At 58.8% G+C, this 24283-nt stretch carries 28 protein-coding genes; 13 read left to right on the top strand and 15 right to left on the bottom strand.

The window, feature by feature from the left end:
• Nucleotides 1-16: 16 nt before the first annotated feature.
• From ACWGXE_RS19595 to truD, 3 genes are read right to left on the bottom strand one after another with little or no spacing between them, the layout of a single operon-like run.
• On the bottom strand, nt 17-817 hold the full coding sequence (locus ACWGXE_RS19595) for a dimethylarginine dimethylaminohydrolase family protein (protein WP_447599766.1): 801 nt from the start codon (nt 815-817) through the stop codon (nt 17-19).
• Nucleotides 814-2085 carry an ornithine cyclodeaminase gene (locus tag ACWGXE_RS19590; protein WP_447599764.1) on the bottom strand — a complete coding sequence of 424 codons (1272 nt, stop codon included), beginning with the start codon at nt 2083-2085 and terminating at the stop codon, nt 814-816. The genes ACWGXE_RS19595 and ACWGXE_RS19590 overlap by 4 nt, the downstream gene beginning before the upstream one ends.
• Before the next feature lie 10 nt (nt 2086-2095).
• Nucleotides 2096-3145, bottom strand: a complete 1050-nt coding sequence (truD, locus tag ACWGXE_RS19585; RefSeq protein ID WP_447599763.1) for a tRNA pseudouridine(13) synthase TruD — start codon at nt 3143-3145, stop codon at nt 2096-2098.
• A gap of 129 nt (nt 3146-3274) precedes the next feature.
• Between truD and ACWGXE_RS19580 the strand changes: the two genes are divergently transcribed.
• Complete coding sequence (locus ACWGXE_RS19580) at nt 3275-3928, top strand: hypothetical protein (RefSeq protein ID WP_447599762.1); 654 nt, start codon at nt 3275-3277, stop codon at nt 3926-3928.
• Nucleotides 3925-4758, top strand: a complete 834-nt coding sequence (locus ACWGXE_RS19575) for a metallophosphoesterase (protein WP_447599761.1) — start codon at nt 3925-3927, stop codon at nt 4756-4758. The genes ACWGXE_RS19580 and ACWGXE_RS19575 overlap by 4 nt, the downstream gene beginning before the upstream one ends.
• Here the strand turns inward: ACWGXE_RS19575 and ACWGXE_RS19570 are convergent.
• Nucleotides 4739-5392, bottom strand: coding sequence for a HEAT repeat domain-containing protein (locus ACWGXE_RS19570; protein WP_447599760.1), 654 nt, complete (start codon nt 5390-5392; stop codon nt 4739-4741). The two genes, ACWGXE_RS19575 and ACWGXE_RS19570, sit on opposite strands and share 20 nt — an antisense overlap.
• A 96-nt stretch (nt 5393-5488) precedes the next feature.
• Between ACWGXE_RS19570 and ACWGXE_RS19565 the strand changes: the two genes are divergently transcribed.
• Nucleotides 5489-5944: a MarR family winged helix-turn-helix transcriptional regulator gene (locus tag ACWGXE_RS19565; protein ID WP_447599758.1), complete on the top strand. Its 456-nt coding sequence runs from the start codon at nt 5489-5491 to the stop codon at nt 5942-5944.
• Nucleotides 5941-6702, top strand: coding sequence for an MBL fold metallo-hydrolase (locus ACWGXE_RS19560; RefSeq protein ID WP_447599757.1), 762 nt, complete (start codon nt 5941-5943; stop codon nt 6700-6702). The genes ACWGXE_RS19565 and ACWGXE_RS19560 overlap by 4 nt, the downstream gene beginning before the upstream one ends.
• A gap of 94 nt (nt 6703-6796) precedes the next feature.
• On the opposite strand, the gene ACWGXE_RS19555 is transcribed toward ACWGXE_RS19560, so the two are convergent.
• From ACWGXE_RS19555 to ACWGXE_RS19540, 4 genes are read right to left on the bottom strand one after another with little or no spacing between them, the layout of a single operon-like run.
• The gene (locus ACWGXE_RS19555; protein WP_447599755.1) at nt 6797-7669 is read right to left on the bottom strand and encodes a SirB1 family protein; all 873 of its coding nucleotides are present in this window, start codon (nt 7667-7669) and stop codon (nt 6797-6799) included.
• A gap of 11 nt (nt 7670-7680) precedes the next feature.
• Nucleotides 7681-8460: an ABC transporter permease gene (locus tag ACWGXE_RS19550; protein ID WP_447599754.1), complete on the bottom strand. Its 780-nt coding sequence runs from the start codon at nt 8458-8460 to the stop codon at nt 7681-7683.
• A gap of 55 nt (nt 8461-8515) precedes the next feature.
• Entirely contained in the window at nt 8516-9481 is a 966-nt protein-coding gene (locus tag ACWGXE_RS19545) for an ATP-binding cassette domain-containing protein (protein WP_447599753.1), read from the bottom strand.
• Nucleotides 9481-10170: an LON peptidase substrate-binding domain-containing protein gene (locus ACWGXE_RS19540; RefSeq protein ID WP_447599752.1), complete on the bottom strand. Its 690-nt coding sequence runs from the start codon at nt 10168-10170 to the stop codon at nt 9481-9483. Before ACWGXE_RS19540 ends, ACWGXE_RS19545 begins: the two co-directional genes overlap by 1 nt.
• A gap of 128 nt (nt 10171-10298) precedes the next feature.
• On the opposite strand from ACWGXE_RS19540, the gene ACWGXE_RS19535 reads away from it, so the two are divergent.
• The 3 genes from ACWGXE_RS19535 (at nt 10299) to ACWGXE_RS19525 (ending at nt 13623) form a co-directional block, all read left to right on the top strand.
• Nucleotides 10299-11492 (top strand): lipocalin-like domain-containing protein, encoded by a 1194-nt coding sequence (locus ACWGXE_RS19535; protein ID WP_447599750.1) that lies wholly within the window; start codon nt 10299-10301, stop codon nt 11490-11492.
• 378 nt (nt 11493-11870) lie between these two features.
• Nucleotides 11871-13004 carry a WD40/YVTN/BNR-like repeat-containing protein gene (locus ACWGXE_RS19530; RefSeq protein WP_447599749.1) on the top strand — a complete coding sequence of 378 codons (1134 nt, stop codon included), beginning with the start codon at nt 11871-11873 and terminating at the stop codon, nt 13002-13004.
• A 10-nt stretch (nt 13005-13014) separates the two neighbouring features.
• The gene (locus ACWGXE_RS19525; RefSeq protein WP_447599748.1) at nt 13015-13623 is read left to right on the top strand and encodes a histidine phosphatase family protein; all 609 of its coding nucleotides are present in this window, start codon (nt 13015-13017) and stop codon (nt 13621-13623) included.
• 185 nt (nt 13624-13808) lie between these two features.
• On the opposite strand, the gene ACWGXE_RS19520 is transcribed toward ACWGXE_RS19525, so the two are convergent.
• Complete coding sequence (locus ACWGXE_RS19520; RefSeq protein ID WP_447599747.1) at nt 13809-14294, bottom strand: hypothetical protein; 486 nt, start codon at nt 14292-14294, stop codon at nt 13809-13811.
• Between the two features lie 170 nt (nt 14295-14464).
• On the opposite strand from ACWGXE_RS19520, the gene ACWGXE_RS19515 reads away from it, so the two are divergent.
• Complete coding sequence (locus tag ACWGXE_RS19515; protein ID WP_447599746.1) at nt 14465-14770, top strand: hypothetical protein; 306 nt, start codon at nt 14465-14467, stop codon at nt 14768-14770.
• Nucleotides 14771-14827: 57 nt separating this feature from the next.
• Here ACWGXE_RS19515 and ACWGXE_RS19510 read toward each other — a convergent pair whose 3' ends face one another.
• A complete protein-coding gene (locus ACWGXE_RS19510) occupies nt 14828-15448 on the bottom strand; it encodes a hypothetical protein (RefSeq protein WP_447599745.1) in 621 nt (206 codons plus the stop codon).
• A gap of 256 nt (nt 15449-15704) precedes the next feature.
• Here ACWGXE_RS19510 and ACWGXE_RS19505 point away from each other — a divergent pair, with 256 nt between their 5' ends.
• Nucleotides 15705-16361 (top strand): class I SAM-dependent methyltransferase, encoded by a 657-nt coding sequence (locus tag ACWGXE_RS19505; protein ID WP_447599744.1) that lies wholly within the window; start codon nt 15705-15707, stop codon nt 16359-16361.
• 23 nt (nt 16362-16384) lie between these two features.
• On the opposite strand, the gene ACWGXE_RS19500 is transcribed toward ACWGXE_RS19505, so the two are convergent.
• Nucleotides 16385-17191 (bottom strand): hypothetical protein, encoded by an 807-nt coding sequence (locus ACWGXE_RS19500; protein ID WP_447599743.1) that lies wholly within the window; start codon nt 17189-17191, stop codon nt 16385-16387.
• Nucleotides 17192-17339: 148 nt separating this feature from the next.
• On the opposite strand from ACWGXE_RS19500, the gene ACWGXE_RS19495 reads away from it, so the two are divergent.
• Complete coding sequence (locus ACWGXE_RS19495; RefSeq protein WP_447599742.1) at nt 17340-17570, top strand: hypothetical protein; 231 nt, start codon at nt 17340-17342, stop codon at nt 17568-17570.
• A 167-nt stretch (nt 17571-17737) separates the two neighbouring features.
• Here the strand turns inward: ACWGXE_RS19495 and ACWGXE_RS19490 are convergent, their stop codons facing one another.
• The 4 genes from ACWGXE_RS19490 to ACWGXE_RS19475 all read right to left on the bottom strand — a co-directional run bounded on the left by ACWGXE_RS19490 (nt 17738) and on the right by ACWGXE_RS19475 (nt 20388).
• Nucleotides 17738-18280, bottom strand: coding sequence for a hypothetical protein (locus ACWGXE_RS19490; protein ID WP_447599741.1), 543 nt, complete (start codon nt 18278-18280; stop codon nt 17738-17740).
• Nucleotides 18281-18353: 73 nt separating this feature from the next.
• Entirely contained in the window at nt 18354-19274 is a 921-nt protein-coding gene (locus tag ACWGXE_RS19485) for a tetratricopeptide repeat protein (protein ID WP_447599740.1), read from the bottom strand.
• A gap of 657 nt (nt 19275-19931) precedes the next feature.
• Complete coding sequence (locus ACWGXE_RS19480; RefSeq protein WP_447599739.1) at nt 19932-20210, bottom strand: hypothetical protein; 279 nt, start codon at nt 20208-20210, stop codon at nt 19932-19934.
• Nucleotides 20185-20388 carry a phospholipase effector Tle1 domain-containing protein gene (locus tag ACWGXE_RS19475; RefSeq protein ID WP_447599738.1) on the bottom strand — a complete coding sequence of 68 codons (204 nt, stop codon included), beginning with the start codon at nt 20386-20388 and terminating at the stop codon, nt 20185-20187. Before ACWGXE_RS19475 ends, ACWGXE_RS19480 begins: the two co-directional genes overlap by 26 nt.
• 485 nt (nt 20389-20873) lie before the next feature.
• Between ACWGXE_RS19475 and ACWGXE_RS19470 the strand changes: the two genes are divergently transcribed.
• From ACWGXE_RS19470 to ACWGXE_RS19460, 3 genes are read left to right on the top strand one after another with little or no spacing between them, the layout of a single operon-like run.
• Complete coding sequence (locus tag ACWGXE_RS19470) at nt 20874-21308, top strand: hypothetical protein (RefSeq protein WP_447599737.1); 435 nt, start codon at nt 20874-20876, stop codon at nt 21306-21308.
• 51 nt (nt 21309-21359) lie between these two features.
• Nucleotides 21360-22697 (top strand): matrixin family metalloprotease, encoded by a 1338-nt coding sequence (locus tag ACWGXE_RS19465; RefSeq protein ID WP_447599736.1) that lies wholly within the window; start codon nt 21360-21362, stop codon nt 22695-22697.
• Between the two features lie 29 nt (nt 22698-22726).
• Nucleotides 22727-24274: a hypothetical protein gene (locus ACWGXE_RS19460; protein WP_447599735.1), complete on the top strand. Its 1548-nt coding sequence runs from the start codon at nt 22727-22729 to the stop codon at nt 24272-24274.
• Nucleotides 24275-24283: the final 9 nt, after the last annotated feature.

Below are 24283 nucleotides of genomic sequence, written 5' to 3'. Positions count from 1 at the left end.
CGGTTATGGGGATGAGTCAATCGAGGGCGAGCGTGAGGCACTTGGCGGACCCGCCTGATTTCATGAATTCGTCGAGAACCACCGGATGACTTCGGTATCCGCAGGACTCCAAAAGCCGCACCGTATTGGGACAGCCTGCCGGAAGAACCACATCTTTGCCGACACAGACGGCGTTACAAGCAAATTTCAGCGCTTCCGGCTCGGTCACGGGCAGCAGGCGTTCGGGAGCCAGGCGCTCGATGATCGCCCGCCGGCCATATTCGTCGAATGCGGCGGGATAATAGAGCAGTTCGCCGCCGCTGAGTGGGCAGAAACAGGTGTCTAGATGATAGAAGCGGCTATCGGTTAGTTCGAGCGGGATAATCTCCTGCTGAAACCATTCGCTGAGCCGAGGGAAGGCGCGAATATCCGAGCGTTGCCGGTAGCCGCCGAACCAACCCTCAGGAAATCCCAGCAGATCGCCGGCCCCTTCAAAGAAACAATCCTTGTCGAGGATGAACAAGTCATAGTGCCGTTCCCGGAACCAGTTTTCAAAATAAGCTTCCTCTCGCTGGCGCTCGGGATGCCGGAAACGGCTCAGGGCCACGCGCCGGCCCGACACGACGGCGGCATTCGCCGTGAAGACGAGATCCGGCAGGCCGGCCACCGGCTTCATACGCTCCAAGACGACACCGAGATCCCGTTCGAAGACCGCCATGAGAGTGTGCCATTGCTGCACTGCGTTTTTCGCGACGACGGCATTGGCTCGATGCATCCATGGATTGATCTCGTAATCGATCTGGAAGTAATCCGGCGGACAAACCAAGAGGCGGCTCATGGGGCCCATCCCAGTTCACGCCCGAGTTCCATCAGAAATGATGCGGCATCCATCACGACGCCGACCGCCTGGAATGTTCCTCGATCCGCCAGTTTGGTCGGCACGGCCGGATTGACGTCGACGCAGACCGTCGGCACCGAGGCCGGAAGCAGATTGCCGGTCGCCACCGCATGCAGGGTAGAGGCGATCAATAAGGCGAGTCCCACTCCCGGGATTGCGGCGCGCATCGCCCGCTGCGCCTCGACCGAATCGGTGATGACGCTGGGTAGCGGGCCGTCGTCACGGATCGTGCCGGCCATGATCACGTTCACGCCTTGTCGCACGGCGGCGGCCATGATGCCCGACGTAATGAGCCCGGTCTCGACGGCCTGTTGAATACTGCCCAGGGCGCGGACGTGGTTAATGGTGCGAAGATGATGTTCATGGCCGTGGGGAACGGCGCGGCCGGCGGCGAGACCGTATCCCAAGGATGTGCCGTAGAGCGCGACTTCCAAGTCGTGCGCCGCGAGCGCGTTGCCGCAAAACAAAACTTGAATGTATCCAGAGTCAATCAACCAGGCGAGCGCGTCCCGTCCTCCGGCATGCACGATCGCCGGACCTCCGGCGAGTAGCACCTTGGACGCAGGGCGGCCTTGCCGATAGGCTTCCCGGAGTCCCGCCATTCGCTTGGCGACATCCGCAATCACCGGATGATGAGGGCGTTCGGAGGACACCACGGAGGCCATAAAGCTGAAGACGTCCCGTTCCTTCGGCCGTTCGAGCGGAATGACCCTGATGCCGTCGCGGCCGGTTACAATCAGCTCTCCCTTTTTCACATCGCCCATCGGCACGGCGCGGGCCTTATTCTTGATCGGGTCGATGGATATGGCCAGATCCATTTCGATGCCTTCGACATCGGTCCACTCGCCTTCCAGCCGAATCTGCGTCGTCAGATGGGTGGTGGCATAGAACCCGTCGGGCAGCACGCCGTCGCGTGGAGCCGGCTGGTAGGTACAATCCGATTCCCGCTCGACTGCCGCCCCATGGGGTTGGATTGCCTGGAGAATCTCGGCCAAGAGGCGCTGGGAAGGGGCCTGCACGGCGATCTTCGCGCGCGACGGGTCCTCCCGCGTGGCGCCGATCCGCACATCCTTGAGATCGAACGATCCCCCCATCATCAAGACGGTGTCCAAGACCTTGGCGAGAATCAAGGAATCGATGATGTGGCCTTGCAGGATGACGGTCTCATGAACCGGTGACATGGGATTATTGTACACCAGGTTTCCCACCGAACCGCGCTTATTCGGATTTCATCAATTCACGCAGCACGCTGGTGGCATAGGCGCCGGGAGGAAGCGAAAAGGCAATCGTGAGTCGACCCTGATCAAGGGACCAGACCAGGTCTTTTAGCTGTACGCGCAACGCGCGGCGCTCACCGCGGAACCCGCACTCGGCCGCGGCCCGGGTCAGTTCTTCGGCGGTCGCTCCGGCCTCTGCCGCGACGGTGTGCTCCATAGCACCCGGTTCGCCTGCAGCCCAGGGCGCGCGGGAGCCGAACAGAATCCCCGTGGGACTGATCTCGAATCGGTCGGCGCGGGGTTGTTCCACCGCCGCGTCGGTTACCGGGAAACAGGCGCCATTGGCATGCTTCATGGCCCAATCTCCGGCGAGCATGTGATCGATTCGGTCGATCCGCCGCGCCAGCAGGCGGTTAAAAAGATAGGATTGATAGGAGCTCAAGTACCAGAGTCGCTTCGAGCGACTCATCCGTGCCCGGCGTTCAGAATCGACCAGCAATTGAGCGCCGGTTTCATAATTCAAGCCGCTCCGTCCCTGTCGCTGAGGCCCGAAATAGTTCGGTACGCCGCGTCGTTCCAACTCGGCAAGGATAGCGGGAACACGATCCCCGGCATCGGGGCTCACGTCCCGGATCGTGATGCGAAACCGGTTGCCCGAATGGTGTCCTTTTCGGAGGCGGTTGCGATGCCGTCCCAGGATTTCAATGGCCGTCAATCGATCATCGGTGCGAATCCGGTCCAGCGCGGACGGCTCAACGCCCTGAATGGAGATCATCTGACTGGTGACGGCTTGCGCGTCTTTCAGGCCCGCGACCCCGATGCATTTGGCTTTCACGCCGAGAACGGATGAAAGCCGCCCCACGAGATCCGGTGTAGATAAATTGCGCTTGGTAATGCGCACGTAGAGATGCTCGCCCGCTCCACATGGGAGATAGAGCGGGCATTCATCCACGTAGAAATCTTCGGGAGCGCTCTTCATCCGACCACCGATGCCGGGGATGCCGGGCGTCAAGAAGGGTAGGAGCTCTTTGGAAACGCCGGGTGAATTCATAATCGCAAGGCCCCTTTTTTCGACCGGCTCATTTGTGGAAACCTGAGCTGGTTACCATGCCTTCCCATGGTATACTCCTCAGAGTGCTGCATCGTCCATGGACCCCATTACCGGCGTGGCGCAGTTTTCATGAATCGACGGCAATCCCGGACTACTTTGATGGTGTGGCTGTCGGCCGCTCTGCTGATCTTTGTCCTCCTACCTTCTGCGTCCATCGCGGGTCCATATGAAGCCACCGATGTGTTTCTTCAATTCACGCAACATATCCGCCGCCAAACCGATTCCGACAAGCGAGAGTTCGCGCATGCCAGCCAGTGCATGAACTGGTTCTATCGCCGCGAGCGCAACAAGCCTGCGCCTCCGGCGGTTCAAGGGGTTTCATGGGCTGTTCCTGACCGGGTTCGAGCCGGGACAGTTCAGTCGCAACAGGACTGCGACGCTCGGTATCCGGGTGGATTGGATGCGGTCCGTCAGGATTTTCAGCGGACCCAGACGTCCTTATCATTGTCGTTGACCTTCTATGAGTTTGCGCTCGTCGCGGACGGGGATGACAACGGCGCCTACAGTGCGCATGAGCTTCAGGATATCCTGCGCGCGCTCGAGCTGCCGGCACAATCGGCGCAAGGCGTGTTCGGCCATATCAAGGCCTTGACCGGAAGCTTCGATTCCATGCATCGGGGGCGGTCGCTCGAAAAGCTGATGGCGGGCATGACCAAATTGTATGACCAGGGCTATCGGTTCACCGCGGCCGACAAAGCCAATTTGGATAGGCTCATGGAATGAGGCATCCGGGCCTCCGGTGGCAGGAAATTGCAAGGATCTGGATCGGCCACTGGCTGAGCCGCCCTTTTCACAAGCTCTTCAATCTCGTCCCGCATGTCCATTTCGGCCTGTCCCGGCTGCATATCTCACATCTGCGCTGCTCGCATCCGGTTTTGGCGGGACGTCGCGCCGTCCACTTGAGTGATCTGCATCTGGATCGCTATCTTCCTCATCATGAGGAGGCGATCCGGACCATCGACGGCTTGCGGCCTGATTGGATCTTTATCACGGGGGACCTGCTGAACGTCCGTGACGGCCTGCCCCATCTCATCCGTTTTCTGAGTCGGTTGCGGAACCTGGCCCCGGTCTTCGTGGTTCTCGGCAATCACGATTACTATAGCGGCGTCTCCATCGATGAATTTACCGAGGCGTTCGACCGCCATAAGATCACGCTGCTGATCAATCAGGTGACCTTTTTGCCCTTGCCTGCCGGAGAATTGGCGATCGTGGGGTTGGATGATCCGTCCCTCCATCGGGCGGATCTTGAGTGCATCCCGTCCGCCGGGACCGGCCGGTACACTCTCTTGCTGGCTCATGCGCCGAATATTCTCGATCAACTGGATCACCGCCATCATGTCGATCTGGGGCTCTGCGGGCATAGTCATGCCGGGCAATGTCGAGTCCCTTTTGTGCCGACCTTTTGGCTGCCGCCCGGCTGCAACGGGCGATTGGGTGGCTTGTATGAGGCGAACGGCCACCGGCTCTACGTGAACCGCGGTCTCGGATGGTCTGCGCTGCCGATCCGCTGGAACTGCCCGAGCGAAATCCTCCTCATCGAGTGGACCGCCTGATCCGCTCCAACGCCTCACGTGCCCGGCTTCGGACGGTTTGATCCCAGTCCTCCTCGCTGACTTTCTGCAATTTCTCTTTTGCTTCCGGCGCCCGTAAACGACCCAATCCCAGCGCTGCGCAGGACCTGACGTACGCATGGTCGTCTTCGAGTGCGTTCAACAACAGCCGGACGGTCGATTGGTCGCCCACGACGCCGAGATGGCTGGCCGCCATGCCCCTGATTTGATGTTGCTTATCGTCCAACGCCCGGGTAAGGACCGTTGTAAATAATTCCTGTAAGGCCGGCAGTACCTCTTCGATCCCGGTGCGTCGATATTGGTTGAGCTCGACCAGGGCGAAGGCCAATTCAAGACGTTTCTCTCTGGTCGTTGCCTTCGTAAAGGACTGCATGAGGCGAGTTCGTCGCTGCTGCTTCCACCGGCGCTGCCGAATCGCCCGCAGAATCATCCAGGCGGCGATCGCGACGACGGCAAGAATCGCCGACGACGGCAAGGCCTGGTCGGTCAAGTAGTCTTGTGTCTCGAGCGGCAGACGTTTCCAGACCCAGACGCAGGTCACCACGATCGCCACCAGCACCAAGGCGGCAATCACATTGACCTGTCCTTGTTCGTGAGAAAGGCTGCGTCGTACCATGTGATGACGCATGATAGGTGGCCCCGGAGAATCCGTCAACGATCGGCCCTCGGGCTTGACAGGCGCCCGGAGCAGTGACTAGGCTGCGCCCTCGACGTGGAACTTCCCGACCTCAAAGATGATCCGATTCTCAAGGTCCTGCGTCCGCTGGTCGAAGCCTACCTTGCCTTCAATCGAACCGATAGCCGCCATATTCGGTCGCTCAAGCTGACTCCGTCGCAGTTTGACGTCATTGCGACGTTGGGCGACACGAAGGGCATGACCTGCGCCGAACTGTCCGCGGCGACGCTCGTGACCAAAGGAACCTTGACCGGCGTACTCGACCGTCTGGCGGATAAAGGATTGATCCGGCGCGAACCGGTTGAAGCGGACCGGCGGAGCATCAAGATTCATCTCACCGACAAGGGGGATCGACTCTTCCGCAAAACGTTCGCGGCGCATATCGATTTTATCCGGCCGTTTTTCGACCGCGCGCTGACGCCCAAGGATGCGGATCAATTGCAGGCCTTGCTGGAGCGGATTCGCGACAGCTTCGAGCAGACGCCGCCATGATCACCCTGACCATATTGGGTTCCGGGACCAACGTCCATCCCACTCGTGCGGCAGCCGGCTATCTCGTACAAACCGATCACCTGTTCTTGCTCGATTTCGGCCCGCGCACACTCATGAATCTAATCAAAAGCGGGGTCGATCGCCATCGTATTTCCCATATTTATTTCTCGCATTTTCATGCCGATCATTTCTCGGATTTGATCACGTTTTTTTTCGACGCTGTGATTCATTGCAAGTATGAAGGAGGGAAGCGGCCGCCGCTGACTCTGATCGGCCCCCGCGGGACCAAGCGTCTTCTTCGCACGATCATGAGCACCTTCCCAAGTTTCGATTCCCCGCCGTTTCCCGTCATCATCAAGGAGATGGCCGATCGCAGCATGACGATCGGTGGGACCCTCGTCACGGCTCGGACGATGAATCATGTCCCGGATCTCCATTGTCTGGGGTATCGAATCGATTACCAAGGCAAGTCCATCGCCTACTCCGGCGATACGCAACTCTGTCCCAATCTGGTCCGGTTGTGCAGGGAAGTGGATGTCGCCGTGCTCGATTGTTCCTTTCCTGCCAATAAGCCCGGACCGGCGCACCTTCATGCCGGACAATGCGGCCAGGCGGCGAGAGACGCAGGCGTCTCGCAGTTGGTGCTTTCGCATTTTTATCAAATTGCGGAGCGCTATAACGTGCGTGAACAGGCAGGAGAGTATTTTTCAGGGAAGATCAAGATGGCGCGGGATTTGGCCAGCTATAAAATTGGATAGGAGATTGTTCCAGGATGTTTCAAAATAGCCGATTGTCTCACCTTCCAGCCCCGGCATGCCGAGACATGCCTTTCCGCGGGACGGCCGCAGCGCTTTATAATCCGCCTTCTCGTTGCTCACACCCCAGTATCTCCATAAACCGCACCAAGCGGACCTTTTTCAGGGGGTCGTTCATTTTGCTGTAGATGGCCAATAGGTTCTTGATCATGCGCGTGAGAATCGCCCGGGTGGGACTCTTTTGCAGGTACCGTTCCTCGAAGCCATACCCGGCTTCGGTTAAAAAACGGGCGCAGTTCTTTTCCGTGAGCAAGGCTCCCCCGTTAAAGCAATCAATGAAGATCTTGTACTTGTCGGATTCATACTTCACGAGGAAATGACCGGGCATGCCGATCCCGTGCACCGGCAGACCCAGACGCTTGCCTACGAGCAGGTAAACGGCGGAAAGGCTGATCGGGATGCCCGTCCGGCGATCGATCACGCGATTGAGATAACTGTTTTCCAATTCGTAATAGTTCTTCGTGTTGCCTTTGAAGCCTTGTTCGGTGAACAGGTAGCGGTTGAGGGCTTTGACGGTTTCTTCGCCGGAAACCCGCGAGCCGATCTGCCCCCGCAGTTCGCAAGCCATGCCGTCGAGTTGGCGTTCGTAGACGCGCACATCGAGAGACGGGTAGGCATAGCGCGCCAGAAGAAACGTCCCGGCTTCCAAGTCGATGTCGTGACCGGCCCCGTTGACCAGATCTTGCAATTCTTCCTCCAGGCGGCTTCCTCGGATCTCTTCGAGAATCGTCGCAATCCGGTCGGCCATATCCGGCTGCTCGATTTCCGCCTCCTGCAACAGGGGGACGGCGGAGTCGCCAAAGTCGATGAGCCGGCCGCTAATGGTCTTGACGATCCGCTCGTCCTCGTCTCCGAGAAGGCGAATCAAAGCTCGAATTTGGCTTTCATTCACGAGCATGGAAATTCCCACCAAGGGCCGCCTTATCCAATCGCCCGGCGAAATGCGCGGGCGCCGCCATAGAGACAGAGAGCGTCGAAAATCAACATGACGACGATCACCATGCCGACATGAGGCAAGGCCTCCGCCCATCCCTGCAGGATCAAGGGGCGAACGGCGTCGATGGCCCACGTCATGGGATTGAACTTCGCCAGCACGCCCATCCAGGCCGGCATCGCCGCCAACGGCACCAGCGCGGAACTGAGAAAGATCATCGGCAAGGAAAGAAAGCCCAGCACCGAGAAGAAGTCTCCATGACTCCGCACCGAAAAGGCCATGGCCATTGAAATCGCGGTCAGTCCGACGCCGAACAACATGCCGATCAACAGAATCATGGCCACGCCGCCCAGCCCGGTGGCGGGGGTGACGCCGAACAGCCACGCGACGCCGAGGATGACCAGGACTTGCAGCGATGTGATGGTCATCACAAAAATAAAGCGGCTGAGAATGACGGAGCTCCGGCGGATCGGGGTGGACATGAGCCGTTCGAGAAAGCCGTTTTCCTTATCGAAGAGCAGATCGACGCCTCCGGCGAGGCCATTATTGAGCACCGTCATCACGACGACTCCGGCCGCCAGAAAACTGATGTAGTTCGGCGCCTGAGTCACCTGCGTGTCGGCCGCCCGCTGAAACAGATTGCCGAAGAAGATCAACCAGAACAGCATCGGTTGCACGAGCGTAAACAGCATGCTGAATTTCTCGCGGCTGAGTCGCCGGACCCATCGCATCGTCAACGCCCTGATTTCCTGCCAATAAGTTCGCATGGCTCCCACTTAGAAATGAGAAATGAGGAATGTGGAATTGGCCATTCCTAATGCCTCATTCCTCATTCTTCATTTCCTCGGCAATTGAGCGCCCCGTGTGGGCGATAAATACGTCATCCAAGCGGGGACGGTGGTAATCGATGAACTCGAGCTGGCACGCGAGCCGGTTGGCTGCTTCCAAAATGGCAGGGAGGGCCTTTTCCGGAGAATCGACGCGCACATCCAGCCCCGCCGGCTTGGAGACAACAGAACGAACGGAAGGCAAAGCTTTGATCGCCGCGCCCAAGATTTCGACCCGATCCGATTCCCGGATCGTCAGCGACACGATGTCGCCGCCCAGTCCAATCTTGAGCTCGGCCGGCGAACCGAGCGCCTTGATCCGGCCTTGATCGATAATGGCGATGCGGTCGCACAGTTGATCCGCTTCGTCCAGGTAGTTGGTCGTCATGACGACGGTGATGCCGCGCGCGCGCATGGCCCGGACATGGTCCCAGATCCGCAGGCGGCTTTGGACATCAAGTCCCAGGGTCGGCTCATCGAGGAACAAAATCTTAGGATCCGGCAGAAGCCCGCAGGCGATGTCCAACTTACGTTTCATGCCGCCCGAATAGGTCTTGGCGGGCCGGTCTGCATGGCTCTCGAGTTCCACAAGTTTCAGCAGATGCGGAATGCGTTGCGCCGCTTCAGGCGGTGTCAGATGGTACAGGTTCGCCAGCAGCTCCAAATGCTCTCTTCCGGTGAGGAACCGGTCGATGGCCCGTTCTTGCGGCACATAGCCGATGGTCTGCCGGACGCGGTCGGCGTCGGCGACGGTGTCCAGGCCCAGAACCTTGGCGGTGCCGGATGTCGGGTGAAGCAGCGTGATCAGAATCCGAAGCGTGGTGCTTTTGCCGGCGCCGTTCGGACCCAGGAGCCCGAAGATTTCTCCCCCGGCGACTTGAAAGGATAAATCATCGACGGCCTTCACGCGGTCGTACACTTTCGTGAGGCGAGACACCTCGATGGCGGCTGCGGCGATCATTACCCCCAGCCTTTCGCCCCTCGCCGTTCCAGCAGCTTGAATTGGATCAAATCGCACAGGCGGCGCGCATGCTGATGGAGCGTCTCCGCTTCGAGGAGGAATTGCTTTTCCAACGGCGTGCAATCAAAGGAGCCGGATAGGGAATTGACGAGTATCTCATCCGCGACGGCTTGGCGGACCAATACCTGGAGGGCGGACGCGTCCTGCGACATGTTCGTATACTCCCGGAGCAATGCCAGCAAATGAGTTCGGATCGCGGTGTCCAAGGCGCCGGCGCCGGCGCGGGCTTTCAATTCGATTTTCGCTTCGCGATACGGCTTATCCTGAAATTCTTCATGAATTTCAAAACGCTCAATGCCTTGCAGGAGGATATTGGAACGACCGTCCGGCAACTTCTGCACCGTCGCCAATCGCCCAACGCAACCGATGGAAAAAATCGGCGGATTCTTATGGTAGTCGGCTTCCCACCCTTCCTTGAGCAAGGCCATTCCGATACAGTGGCCGTGAACCGCCGCATCGGCCACCATTTCCCGATAGCGGGGCTCGAATACATGTAACGGGAGATAGGTTTTGGGGAAGAACACGACATTGGGCAGCGGGAACAGCGGAATGCGTTCCGGAACCCGAAATGCCTGGGGCTGTTCGGGCCCTCCGTGGCCCGGCTGGTCGCGTTCCGGCTGAATGAACATGGCTCACGATAGCCGATGCCCGGCGAAATTGTCAACGGCGCGCGGCCGAGCGGAGTTTTTCTCGCTTAGGCGAAAACACCGATGACTATTGGCGTTTACGCGTTTGCCGGCAGCATGATATAAGCACCGTGCATCGGCCGAAACTCCACACCGCCATGGTCCACAAACGCTGTCGTCGCATCCTGCCGCCGCTTGGCTATTTCCTTGTAGCGGCCATTCTGCTCTTGACCCAGGTGACCGCCGGCGCGGGAACTTCCGCACCGTCTTCCGCCGAGGCGGACGGCTTTCGATTGGCTGAGCCCGGATATCAGTACGAGTTTCCGCGTGACCACGGATCGCATGACGAATTTCGGACCGAATGGTGGTATTACACCGGCCATCTCTCAACACAGAAGGGCCGCCGGTTCGGGTTTCAAGTGACCTTTTTCCGCCGTGCCATGGGGCCCGATCAATCAGCCACGCTGCCATCGCGCTGGGCCATCCGGCATCTCTATTTGGCGCACTTTGCCGTTTCCGACACTGAAGGAAAACAGTTTTTGTTTTCCGAGAAAATCAGTCGAGAAGGATTGGGCAAGGCGGGAGCCGAGACCGGACGATTGCACGTGTGGGCGGATCGGTGGGTTGTAGAAGGCACGACGGAAGAGCCGTTGCATCATCGTGTGTCGGCCGAACAGGATGGCGTGGCCGTTGAATTGACCTTGCATCCGCTGAAGCAACCGATCATTCATGGGCGGGCAGGGGTCAGCCGTAAAGGAGAACAAGCCGGTCAGGCCTCGCATTATTATTCCATGACCCGCATGGCGGCGGAAGGCCGCCTGACGATCGATGGGGAGAGTTTTCAAGTAACCGGGACCAGTTGGATGGATCATGAATTCGGGTCGGCCGACTTGAGTGAGGATCTGGTCGGGTGGGATTGGTTCAGCCTGCAACTGGATGACCGCAGCGAGCTGATGGTCTATCTGCTGCGTCGAGCCGATGGCTCGCTGGACCCGGCGTCCAGCGGCACGGTGGTGCTCCCTGACGGACGGAGCGAGACGCTCGCGAGCGGCGATGTCAACGTGACGGTGCATTCCCACTGGACCAGTCCGATGTCAGGCGCCCGCTATCCCGCGGCTTGGCATATTGCTTGTCCCTCGTTGCGTCTGGACGTTGATGTGACGCCGCTCATGGCGGATCAGGAACTTGCCACGCGACGCAGCACGCAGGTGACCTATTGGGAAGGCGCGGTGCGCATGGCGGGGACGTCGAACGGTCGGTCCGTCACGGGGCAGGGCTATGTCGAATTGACCGGGTACGCCGAACGATTCAGAGAACGGCTGTGAGCGAATTGGTAAAAATTTTACACCTAATGTCGCCATCTGATCGGCCGTCTGCCTTCGCATCTCCCGGCGCGGCCCTTCAGGACTTCCCGGGTGGAATCCTGCACCTGGACTAGCGCCATTCAGCGTCAGTCTATGCACCCTTCCGGAGTTTCCGTGGCTGTGGTCGTCTGCGACCACCGTGTCGTGGTCAGTTGCGGCTTTCCTTCCCGGTCCTCGGTGGGCACCCCGCGCCTCCGGTGAAGTCGGCAGCCGACCGCTCATGTGCCGACCCGTATAAAATGATTGCGGGACACGGGCGAACATATTGCGGTGGAGTCAAGTCCTGCGGATAAGCCTCCAAGAGTTGCTCCGTAGGTTGCTCGCAGTTAGTATTCACTCATGCTTTCATGTGGATTACTCGAGAAATATCCTGGGCATGCCAGTGATCGCAAGTCCAGGCTGAGTTGTCTTCGCATTTATATCGAACAGGTGTTTTTGTCCGCATTGCGACGGTCGGCGGTTCTTAGCCTGTTTGCATTTCTGACGTTGGCCGCCTGCGGCAGCCAGGACAACGCGGTTGTGTCGATCGTCGTCCATCCGACGAATGCCAACATCCTATACGTCGCCACCAATGAAGCCGTGCACAAGACCCGCGACGGCGGCCGGTCCTGGGAGCAGTTTCCGAGCTTCAGTGCGCGCCGTGTCACGACCCTGGCTCTTGATCCAAAACTGCCCGCAACTGTCTATGCCGGCACAATGGGAGATGCGGTGTATAAGAGCCCTGACGGCGGGCAACATTGGCTGCCGCACAACGTTGGCTTGAAAGAACACGTCTCGTTCGTCAATCAATTCGTCTTCCACCCTGAGAAAACAGACACGATTTATATGGCGACGACAGTTGGGGCGTTTCTCACGACGGATGGGGGGCGCGAGTGGGAAGAGCGGATGGTCGGCATGAAGGAAGTACACATCGTCGTGTCTCTGGCCATGGATCCGACGAATCCTCGTTTGCTGTACGCCGGAACAACCGGCGGTGCCTATCGGACACAGGACGGCGGCGCCTCGTGGCAAAAGGTGAATACGGGGCTGATTCCCGAGCAGGTCCTGAATGCTTCGATGGCTCTCGGGATCAATACGCTGGTCGTCGATCCCCTGAACCCCGCGGTCGTGTATGCCGGAACGACCAACGGCCTCTTCCGATCGACGAATCGGGCCGATTCATGGCAGCAGATCGGGCAGACGATGCCCGATCAATTTGTCAGCAGCCTGGTGGTCCATCCGAATCAGGACGGCCTTCTCTATGTCGGGGGGCGGGCCGGTATCCTGAAAAGCCTGGACGGCGGATCAACCTGGCAGACCAAAAACCAAGGGCTTGAGACGCTGAACATCCGAACCGTGGTCATGAGCCCGCGCGACACGCAGTTGCTCTATGCGGGGACCAATGGCAGCGGTCTCTACCGCTCGGCGGACGGGGGTGAAACTTGGACACACGTGCCGCTGCACCGGGCCGCATCGGCGGCGCCGCCGAATTGAGGCGATACTCGTGCCGATTTGTCTGCTGATTCGACATGGCGAGACGGACTGGAACCGGTCAGGCCGGGTCATGGGAGATCAACCGATTCCCCTGAATCATGCCGGAGAACGGCAAGCCCGAGAACTGGCTCGGTTGCTCGGAGGGGCCAAGATTGCACGTCTCTACAGTAGTCCGGTTCTGCGCGCACTTCAGACGGCGCAGGTCCTCGGCGAGGCATTGCAGGCCGCCGTCGTCCCCGCTCAAGGGCTCAGCGAGATCGGCGTCGGCGCGTGGCTGAACCGCTTCTGGAGAGACTTGGCGGAGGACCCGGCGAAACGCGATTGGTATACCAGGCCGGATGAAGCGCGACCCGAGGGAGGGGAGACGCTGTGTGAGGTCCAACGGCGGGCGGTGTCCGCGGTCCAAGAAGTTCTACCGACATTACGCGGGGGGCACTGTGCCTTCGTGTCGCATGCCGACGTCATCCGAACGATCGTCGCCCATTACCTTCAGTTGGATCTCGCCGCATTGCGCAACATCAAGATCGACCATGCGTCGGCGACCGCGCTTGAAATCGCTCCGCAAGGAAATCAGCTCCTGTTTTTGAACTATCGGCCCACGCCGGACGTGCTGCTCTAAGAAACTCTGAGGTCCACGACGCGAAGAATAATGAGGCGCGCGAGGAAGAATGAGCGCCACGTTTGTGCACGCCGCCGAGTGGTGAGCCGGCAGTGTCTTCGGATCTTCTGTGGGCGGGCGCGAGACGGTGAGCGCCCAGTGTCTGAATCTTATGAGGCAGCTATGAATTGTTGAGGTTCAGCTTGTCAGTAGCCGCTCGCGCCCGGCCGATCGCCGCCTTTCCCGTAGTAGCGATTCCCGTACGCCGCCAGATCCTGCGACAAGGCGTTCCATTCTTGAGCCGTCAGCAAATTCTTCAGTTTGAATCGCAGGCCCAGGATTTTGGCTGCCGACTGCATGCGACTGTTATTCTGAGCATCGAGAATCCTTGTAAATTCTTCCGGCGCCGCGTCGTATTTGGCATTCAGTTCATACAATTCGCGATGATACCGGCTGTTCTGCTCGCGTGATGTTCTGATCTCGGCCACAATATCTTCCGTGACGGCGTTCGCTTCCTTGGCCTTCTGCGGATCAGCGACATGTTTATTGATCAGGGAGGCAATGTCTCCTTTCGCCTTGTCCAAATAAGCGTCTCCCGATCCATGTCCCATTCTGCTGTGATGCGGAGAGGAACAGCCCGCGATGATAATGGAAAAGAGAACGGCACACCACAGCCCGGTCGATCGCATCATGAACTTCTCCTTGCTTAAGTAAGTGAGTGATGGGCTTCAACGTATGAGAGCCTGGCCGGTGATTGCGGGTCGGATACTTCTTGTCGTAAGCTACCGAAACTGCTGGATTGAACTACCATTGAAGGATGGCCGGACAAAATCGCCATACAGCCAACGCTTTCCTTGACGCCGTGAGGGACGAATTCCGCCGGCATCTGCAACTGTTCTACAGCCGGCTCAAATTGGCGCCTCCATACGACAGTGTCGAGAAAGCCGTGCGCCAACTCACTGCGTCCCTCGAAGCATTACCGGCCGCCGATCAACATCGGCTCCTGTCGGATGAGACTCTTCGGTGGTCGCATTTCCGCCGGGCCTTTATTGATTCTGGTTTGAGCCAGAAACACCGCGGCATTATCGCCGGGCTTGCTCAACAGCGCGGCACCCTCGACCTCCCTCCGGAGTTCGATCATTTTCTCGATCTCTATGTCCGCCGCTAAGCCCCGCATCGTTCATGGCGCCTTGTAATTCGGTAGTCTGCTCATGATCAATGCAGGCTAAGCGGATTGGCTTGACCATTCCAGCGCGTTTCGGAGTTCTTGGTATACCTGGGTCAAACGGCTGTCTTCCAAACGATACGCCATCGTAATTGTGATGAGGCCGAAAGCCAGCACGAGCAGCCCAAGTCCCATGACACCGGCACCGAGCAGGACGCCGCTCAGCGAGGCAAGGCCGCCTTGCATCACGTAGCTGACGAGAAAGCCGATGGTGCCGAATCCGACCAGTGCGAACCAGAGTAGCGTGATGATGGCCGAAGACCAGGGGATACGCTTGATATAGAGGACGCGAAAGCCCTCCTCGACCGGCGCCAGTTCCAGAGAGCCCTTGAGCGGCCAGGCCGTCCGGAAGCGCAGGGAAAAGAGGCGATACTGAGGGCGAATCAGGATTCGTTTGACGTCCGGAAAAAACCGCGCGATCCCGTGCGGCAACGGGAGAAGGCCGTTACGATCAAACCGGTGGGTGACATGGTCCAGATCGGCGAGCGCGACTTGATCTCGTCCCCGCGCAATACCGCAGCCATATCGGCTGGCGTCTGCGGTTAATCGGATGAAATATAACCAGTCGCCTACGATGAGGCCGATGAACAACACCACGGCAAATGTGCCGGCAAGGACCATGTACAAACCATCCCATAGGCCGGACCGGAGAATCAAGAGCACCCGACCGGGCAGGCGGAAATTCGCGCGTCAACCTGTTGACTAGGTTCTGTGCTTTGGCTACATTAAGCTGAGTTTCTTCGGGCGGGCTCGGGTTCGTCACGCTGGTATTTGACTTTCCCGCCTTCATTATAGTTTCCCACGCCATACCGCTCATCAGCCCATCCCAGCACCATCGGGGGTGCGCGGGAATCGGAGCGTGGATAGCGGAGGTACGATGGATATTGCGAAGGTTGAACGTGTGTATACCAATTATGCCGGAGTGTACGATCACATCTTCGGCAAAATTTTTCATGAATCCAGAGAATCGGCGGTACGGAACCTTCGGATCACACCAAATGAAGAGATCCTGGAAGTGGGGGTCGGAACCGGCATCGCCCTTCCCTTCTACCCCAAGAATTGCAAAGTCGTCGGCATCGATCTCTCGCCCGGCATGCTCGCCAAAGCCAGGCAGCGCCAAGCGCGATATCACCTGGACCATGTCAGGCTCATGCTTATGGATGCGGGCCGCATGGACTTTCCCGATGACAGTTTCGATACGGTCATGGCCGCTTATGTGGTGACGGCCGTGCCTGACTATCGGACGGTGGTCAATGAAATGATCCGCGTATGCAGGCCGGGCGGGCGCATCATCATGCTGAATCACTTCAGCAATGGGAATAAGCTGATCGCGGCCGTTGAAAAAGTCATTTCCCCGCTATGCAAACACATCGGTTTCCGGACTGATTTGTCGTTGAAGACCGTGCTGGAAGGAACCGCGTTACAAGTCGCCCGCAAGGAGAAGGTCAATCCCCTGAAATTCTGGCATCTCGTCGAGTGTGTCAATCAGAAGACCGTCATGAACGGGGGCGGAAGGAACGGCCACACCAATTAAGCCATCGCCGGCGAACGCCCTGCCTATTGCCGGCTTTTCTCTCGTCGATTCCCGCGTAACCATTCATCGCTGGACAGGAACGTATCACCGGCCACGCAGGTTCCGGGGTAGGTCCGAACGATGAGGTCGGCGACCAGTCCCAGGACCCGGCCGCAGTGCGGATCGGAATTGTCCGGTGCGCGGAGCGTCATGCCGAATCCGGATGACTGCAGGGAGCGATGGGCCGTCACATGCACGGACGCCCTTCTTGTTTCTGAAAGAGAGGACGGCATGAGATCTCCTTCCCAGCGAATAGCGGGATGGCGCCTGCGTTGCGGCCGTTCGACTCGCCAAATGCATGGCATGCCTGCCTCGTCCAGATGGTTTAAGACCCAATCGATAGTCGGCACGTCCCCTTCCTCGGCTTGGAACGACCACTTGGCCACAGCGCAGGCAATGTCCCGGTCCCCGGCCGGGTCTCCAACCTCTTCGAACAAGGCTTCTTCACAGACCACATAGAGACGGCCTTCTGGATCGAACCAAAAACGCAATTGTTCATCGGATGCCTCGGCCTGAATGACGCAGAGCGCCGACGCATCGACTCCTTCCTGTTCCAGAACCGAAAAATCGGACACGCCGCTCATGGTGAGTTTGGCCATGCGGAGCATCTCGTCGGCGCAGTAATGAATAACGACCGCAACGGTCGTGCCGGCCGGCAACATGCGGCCGCTGCCTTCGTCGAACAGCCGCTTTTTCGACATCTGGACGTCGGTGATGTACCCGCCGCGAAAGCCCTGTGTATGCGCGATGAACCATCGCAGATCGTCCGCTTGTTTAAGATGGTGCTTCATGCTATCGGTCGCCTCAGAAGGCGGCTCATCGCTCGTCTTTCGCTGTTCAAGATTTCGCTGTTCAAGACACTGGGCGTTCACCGGCTCGCGCCCGTCCGCAGAAAATCCGAAGACACTGCCCGCTCACCACTCGCCGGCGCGCACAAACGTGGCGCTCGTTATTCCTCCCGCCGTGGGCCTCATTATTCGTCGCGTCGCGGACCTTCACGAGACACGCCTAGAAGAGGGGTTGTTGCTGTTTCATCTCGGCCACTTGTTGCTCCAGCTCCTCAACGCGACTGTGCAGCCGTTGATTTTCCAACCGCAGCATATCAAGCCGATCAAGAAGCTGCTCCCGCTGAATTTGCGTCCATTCAAGGGCGCGTTTGAGTCCCGCTAATTCAAGTTGAGCCGGTCGCTCATCAAACGGAGACGCCATCGGCACCCATGGACAGGAAAACAACCTGCCGGCCCATTATAGTGCGCTCGTTTGGATCGTGCCAATCCGGACTTCTCAGGAGAGGGAGACACGAGGCCGACCGATAGGGATCGGGCGATCCGGCCATACTATTGCTCGGGTGGGGGAGGATGTCGTTGAGCCGCTTGAGTTTCTTGTTCCAGGGCGCGCCGTTCGTCTTCCGACACATAACGAATCGCGACACCGGATAGGTGCAACATCCAACTCTCGCCGCCTCCGGCTCCCTGCATGAAGGTCCAGGCATCCATGCGGAACGGGTTCCAGTAGCCGCCGCCGCTGAACGGGCTTGTACTGACACCGGCCGGGCCTGCCGTGGATTGAAAGCTGGGGCCCTGTCCATAGAAATGACGAACATCGGCTTTACCGAGGACAACGGCATCCGCGCCCAATTCCTTTGCCCGGGCCAGAATTTTGTCCCGAAGGGTGTCCTCGCTGACATGCTCGCTCGTGGCAATGATTCGGGCAATCTCCACGTGGCTCTGGTCCGGCTCGCGATCAAGCGTGGCCACCGCTGCCTTGCCGGGGCGCGGCTCGAATGTCGCCGGCACCAGCGGATTGACCTTGACTGAGACGCAAGCGGTCAAGAGAGAAGTACAGAACCCAGCAAGTAGGAGAGTTGAGAACCGTCGCATACGCCAATTCTGCCGAAACCCGCAGATGAATTCAATGGGAAAAGAAATTGGTATCGTCCTGTGTCCTTCACGGTCAGGGGTTTTTCAATGTCTTGGCCTTTTGGAAATCCTCATCGGCACCGCGGTTGTCGCCGAGCCGCTGTTTGATCACGCCGCGCAACTGGTAAGCTTTCGCGGCATCAGGATGCATGCGAATGGCCCGGTCCAGGTCGGCAACTGCGCCGGACAGATCGTTCACGTTTCCTCTCGCTTCCGCACGCATGAGATAGATCTCATGGTCATGTGGACTCTTGTCCAAGGCGCGCGTGTAATCTTCGGCGGCGCCCTTCCAATTGCCGGCGCCGGCCAGAGCGGCCGCACGATTTTCGTAGGCGAGCGCGTCGTCGGGCGCGAGGCTAATGGCTTCGGTTGAGTCGGCAATTGACGCGGTCCAGTCACGCAAGGTCGCTCGTTCCCATCCACGATCGCGATAGGCCTTTGCCAGTTTGGGATCGATCGACAACGCCTTGGTAAAATCCTCCACTGCGGCCCGGTGATTTCCCAGGCGCCCCGTAATGACGCCTCGTTTCCAGTAGAGCTCCGGATCATTCGGTTTGAGGGCGACCGCTTGCCCGAGTGTTTTAACCGCCTCTGTGAAGTTCCCCGCCCCGGCTTGCGCCCAGCCGAGGTTCTCGAGGTAGCTGGCTTCATTGGGATTGCGCTTGACGGCCTCGAGGAAATCGTCAATCGCGCCTTTGAAGTCGTCATTCTGCATCTTGATGGTGCCGCGATTATTGAAAAGGCCCGCGTCGGTGCTCGAGTCGTCCAGAACCACCTCGTACGTCTCAGTCGATTCCACTATGCCGCCCTTGGGTTTGAACGAGCAGCCGGAGGCGAGGCCGGCAATCACGAGCCAAGGCAGGACCGCGCGAAGGCCGAACAATCGTCTAAGAGGGAATCGAAGGGGCGGGAGAAAGAGGCGCGCAACCGGCCGTTGTTGGTTCACTGATGTCATCTATCTCCCTCAGAGATCGCCATGGAACGCGCTCCGCCGAGCGCCGTGACCTTTGCCGCCGAAGATACCGCAAGAGTCGGGAGAAAAGCGACTCGAATGACCTTGATGCGTCTTCTTCTGTGGCGCAAGGTCCGGCTTCCGAACCGTGGCCTCGGCCCGAGTTTCCAAGTCTGATGATTGCCCGGCCATCGATTGGATCTGCTGATCGAGAAATTGGTAATACGCGCCGTCGACAATTCGTAGAGTTTCGGCCACCTTTGCAGCCCTCAACCATCTGCAGCATAGCATTACTCGATGACGAGCTACGCTGAAATCATGGCTATGCTCGAGTCTTTCAAGCACATGCAAAAATGACAAATTAAGCGATCATGCGGTTTTGTCGGCCGGTCATGTTGGCTTGAATGCTCTGTGCGGCAATATGAATGTCCCTCGTCAGTTTAAATGCGGCGGACCACTTCATATCCTTTTTGATCTCAGTGCTCAAAGTGGAAAGTGCGTCACTTAACTGCTGTTGGTCGGTGGCAGTGGGGGGAGCCACGGTGATAATGGCCGCCTCCAAATGGTTGCTAAGAACCTCGTGTGATCCGTTGTGATTCCAGCGCGCTTGCAATCTGTTGCACAAGTTTGCGGTCTTCTCGGGCGTAACTTAAGAAAACGTCAGCCATCCGTCACCCCACCTTCGTCTCTTCCCCGTCTGTATTCCAGCGCCGTCATGCGGGCCTGCTTCAAGGCATCGCGCAGGTGCAGATGCGTCCGATGCCAGAATTGCGAAAGGACCGAACTCATGCGGCGGTCCGCGTAGAACATCAGCACATAGGCCATGGCGAAGCCCCCGACGGCGACCCAAAGTCTCCAGGGCGCGGTGGCCAGTGGTTTTTCTTCTCCGGCATGGGCGGCGCGAAGCGCCGCTTCAACTCCTCTCGTCCTCGTCAGCATGGCTGTCTGTTTTCCGCGATTGTTCGTGGCGGTCGCGATTACGTCGCGTCGGCCGGCAGAAGGCGGCAATGAGACCGGCGAGCGTCCGCACGGTAAAGGCGCCGCGGCTGAAGCCGAAGAGAAAGATGCGATCGCCGGGGTCGTGGATGCGGACCAACTCTTTATACAGTTGCTCCACGTTGCGACTGAGTCCGAACCCTCTGGCGCCGGCAGAAATCGTCTAATGGCTGAATTGCCGGTGCCATCTGAACAGATCACGATATTTTTCGGCATGGCAATCTCCGGTCTCGCAATTGCCGCATTAGTTCTCTGCGCCCTGATCAGTTGTTAAACCATCCACTTGCAAAGAGATCACACATCATGCCAGAGCACACGCTTGTGGCTCATAGGCCAGGCGATCGTGACAAGCGATTGATTGCATTGGAGAAGGTGCGATCAGCGAGATGAGGATCCGACGGCGATCCATGGGTAAGCGATAATACGTGGGTATCTAAAACGATACCGGATCGAATCCGATCGGATACACCCACGGGAGGAAGTGGGATGCGTATGGACTTACCGGGAGGGCCGAGATTCCTCGCTGCCATGAGGAGTTATGTCGATTCTGCCTGTTCTTAAACGGCTGGTATATCTTTTGCTCACCCCAGTCACGAGGTTCCGCTGATGCGTCGCCTGGTTCACTCTGTAGACAAGGAAAAAGTTCTTTGGGGAGTTTCCATGCGGGTCGTCGCCGTGGTCGTGGCAGCGGCTTGGATGACCTATACCGGCTGCGCCGCATCATCGGCGCAGCCGGTCAACGAAGGAGCGCCCGTGCTCGGTCAGCATAGCGTCGCAATCTATGGGCTCTCACGCGGCAAGGGCGTGCCTGAAGCGGCCCGGCTGGTGCTCCAAGACGTGCGCGGTCTCGCTGAAACCGGGAAACAGCGGGGAACGGTCCAAGAGTGGCGGCAAACACGGATCGGGTTGGAGGGAGAGACGCGAGTCTGCGTGGACCTGCGCGATGAATCAGCGAAACAGGATTTTTTGCGACAGATTCGTGAGATGGTTCAGGGGATCGATCTGATCAATGTGGTCGAAGAACCCTGTTTGCAACGCTGAACGCCACCGAAGCAGTCTTCGTTCACTCACTTCAATCGAAAGGAGATGACCATGACACCTCCGGCCGGCATTGTCCGAACATTAGCCGCCGCCAGTGTCTCATTCTGTCTCATGCTCACCGGCTGCGAAACGACCACGAGCATGATGTCCAAGCTTCAGGGGTCGAAGATGCGCCCCGCGTCCGGCACCGTCAAGGCTGATCCCGAAGCGGTTGAAAGTGCCATGGTCCGGATGAAGACGACGTCGGCGCAGAAGCGGGACTATTGGAAGGACAAGACGTTCGAAGAATTCGAACGGTCCGTCTATCGGGAGCCTTGGCCGGGCGGGAAGTATCTTGTTGACGGCGACACTCCCATCGTGGATAGGAAGCACCTCCAAGAGTTTTTCGAAAGTCGCGTCAAAACACAGGCCGGCAAGCACATCGTCGCCAACCTCGTGGTCAACCGGGCAGGCGGACAAGACACGGTGTGGAACAGCACCCAGAAGAAACAGTTGACCTACTGCGTGAGCACCGACTTTGGGAACCGGCACACGAAAATGGTCGCAGAAATGGTCGCAGCCGGGAGCGCGTGGGAAGAGATTTCTGACGTGAAGTATATGCATGTGGCGTCGCAGGATGCGACCTGCGACGCGTCCAATCCGAACGTGGTCTTCGACGTGCGTCCGGTCAATGTGAACGGGGACTATCTGGCCCGCGCGTTTTTCCCGAATGACGCTCGCGCAAGCCGCAACGTCTTGGTCGACGAGAGCAGTTTTCAACTCGATCCCAACGGCAAGTTGACGTTGATCGGCATCCTCCGTCATGAGCTCGGACATACGTTGGGCTTCCGGCATGAACATACGCGACCGGAGTCGGGTGCTTGCTTCGAAGACACCGAGTGGCGTCCATTGACGGACTACGACAAGTTTTCGGTCATGCATTATCCTCAGTGCAATGGTGGCGGCGATTGGACCTTAAAGCTCACCGATATGGACAAGCGGGGGGCCGCGTGCTTATATGGCGCGCTTCCTGGGTCCGGTATTTCATGCCCTGATGTTGGTTCAGAACCGGAACCCTGCGCCACCCAGACCAAGACATTCACGAATCAGCAGGTGGCCAAGGACGAGCAGAAAGCCTATCCTGCGTTCGCCGTCACACCCGGCACTCGGTTTGAGGTCAAAATGACCGGAGCCGGAACGGCATCCGGCGACCCGGATCTCTACGTACAGTTCGGGCAGACTCCGACCCGTGTAGCTGGGGGCTACGCCTGCCGGCCGTATCTGACCGGAGCAGAGGAAGCCTGCGCGCTCGATGTGCCGGCCGGGAAGACCCAGGCCTTCGTCATGGCACACGGCTTTTCCGCCGCCTCGTACAACTTGAGCGTGACTCACACGCCGCACGGCCAGTGACACGTGGAGGGACTGAGCCGCGGTCCTCTATGGCCATTATGTTCATCCAAAATGATCCGTTGGACGGGGGCCCGCTCGGGCCTCGTCGTAAGCGGCCGCGCCCGGATCCTTTATCGGTCCGGGCGCGATTCAGCTATGCCGCTGCAATTTCGGAAGGCCACTATGCGCGGGACACACCGGAGTTTCTCTTCTGGCAATGTCGTGAGGCGGCGTTGGCCGCATTGGAGACTTGGGCTCTGGTCACCCAGCCGCTCTCACATTGGGCGAATGGCGTCAATCTGTTAACGCTCAACCATGACCGCGGCGAAGGCTTGAATGCATCGTACGACCGGACGGCGCTGTCCTTTTCACGTTGGACGACGGGATCAAAGACGACGGCTTCCGGCGCCAGCACCGATGCAGTGGCGCATGAAGTGGGCCATGCGTTGCTCGACGCGATCCGGCCGGACCTGTGGGGCAGCGCCTATACCGAGGTGGCGGCATTCCATGAGGCCTTTGGAGATTGCCTCGCCCTCCTCGTCGGCTGGTGTGATGCTCAGACCAGACAGGCTTTGCTACGCAATGGTTCGGCGCTCCGGCAACCCAACTTTCTTGAATCGCTGGCCGAGGACGTAGCGGACGGCGTTCTTCGCGAACATGGCACAGGCCATCCCAGCTCACTCCCACGGCGCGCGCTGAACACCTGGCAGTGGGAGTTTCCCGTCAACCTGCCGACGATCGGGTCGGCTGCTGAACTGACCTCAGAGCCTCACAGCTTCAGCCGTGTGTTCACCGGCTGTTTCTATGACATGGTCTGCAACCTCTTCGACACCGGTTCATCCCGGGATACCGCCGGGTTGCGAAGAGCTGCGCTCACCGCCGGCAGGCTCCTGATCGCAGCGGCCAAGACCGCCCCCGAGGCCATGCGGTTTTTTCAAGCCGTCGGTCGTGCGATGATTTTGGCTGACACGGAGCTGAATGGTGGCACCAATCATCAGTCCATCCGCGACGCCTTTGCAGCGCATAACGTCCTGCTGGGAAGTTCCGCCATGCTCGCGCCGACCGTCGCTTTGGCGGGCGAGGCCCCTCGTTTTACACGAGACCTCCGGAAGGCCACGCTCGCGACCGCCACGCAGCGGGATGTGTTGAAACGAATTCGCGGTTCGACGAAAGCGACATTGCCCGCGGTCCGGATCACAGTTGGAGGACAGACCATCGCCAAAGCTGTCCATCAAAGGCCTGTGCGGCTCGATGCGCTGGACAAGCGGCTCAAGAAGGTGGTGGTAGTGGCTTCGGAACCTGTCCTCATCGGAGAGAGTGGGTCGCGGGCTGCGGTGCTCGGGCAGCTCCCGGAGGAGCGCGCAACCAGAGAGGAGGCCACGGCATTCGTTCGCACGCTGCTTCAACACAACGCGATCATCCTGGCGAAACCCAAAGGGAAGCGAATGAAGAAACGGCGCGCCCGACCGAAAGCCGAAGCGTTTGTTCTTGCGACCCACAAGGTACAGACTCAGGGTAAGGCACAGGTCCTCGTCCGTACCCATTTTACCTGCGGCACTACTTATGAGCTTCTATCTACGCAGACCCGCAGCGAGTGACGCTTGCTG

The organism is Nitrospira sp. Nam80 (genome assembly GCF_965152575.1).
This window is presented reverse-complemented; position numbering and strand designations above follow the sequence as displayed.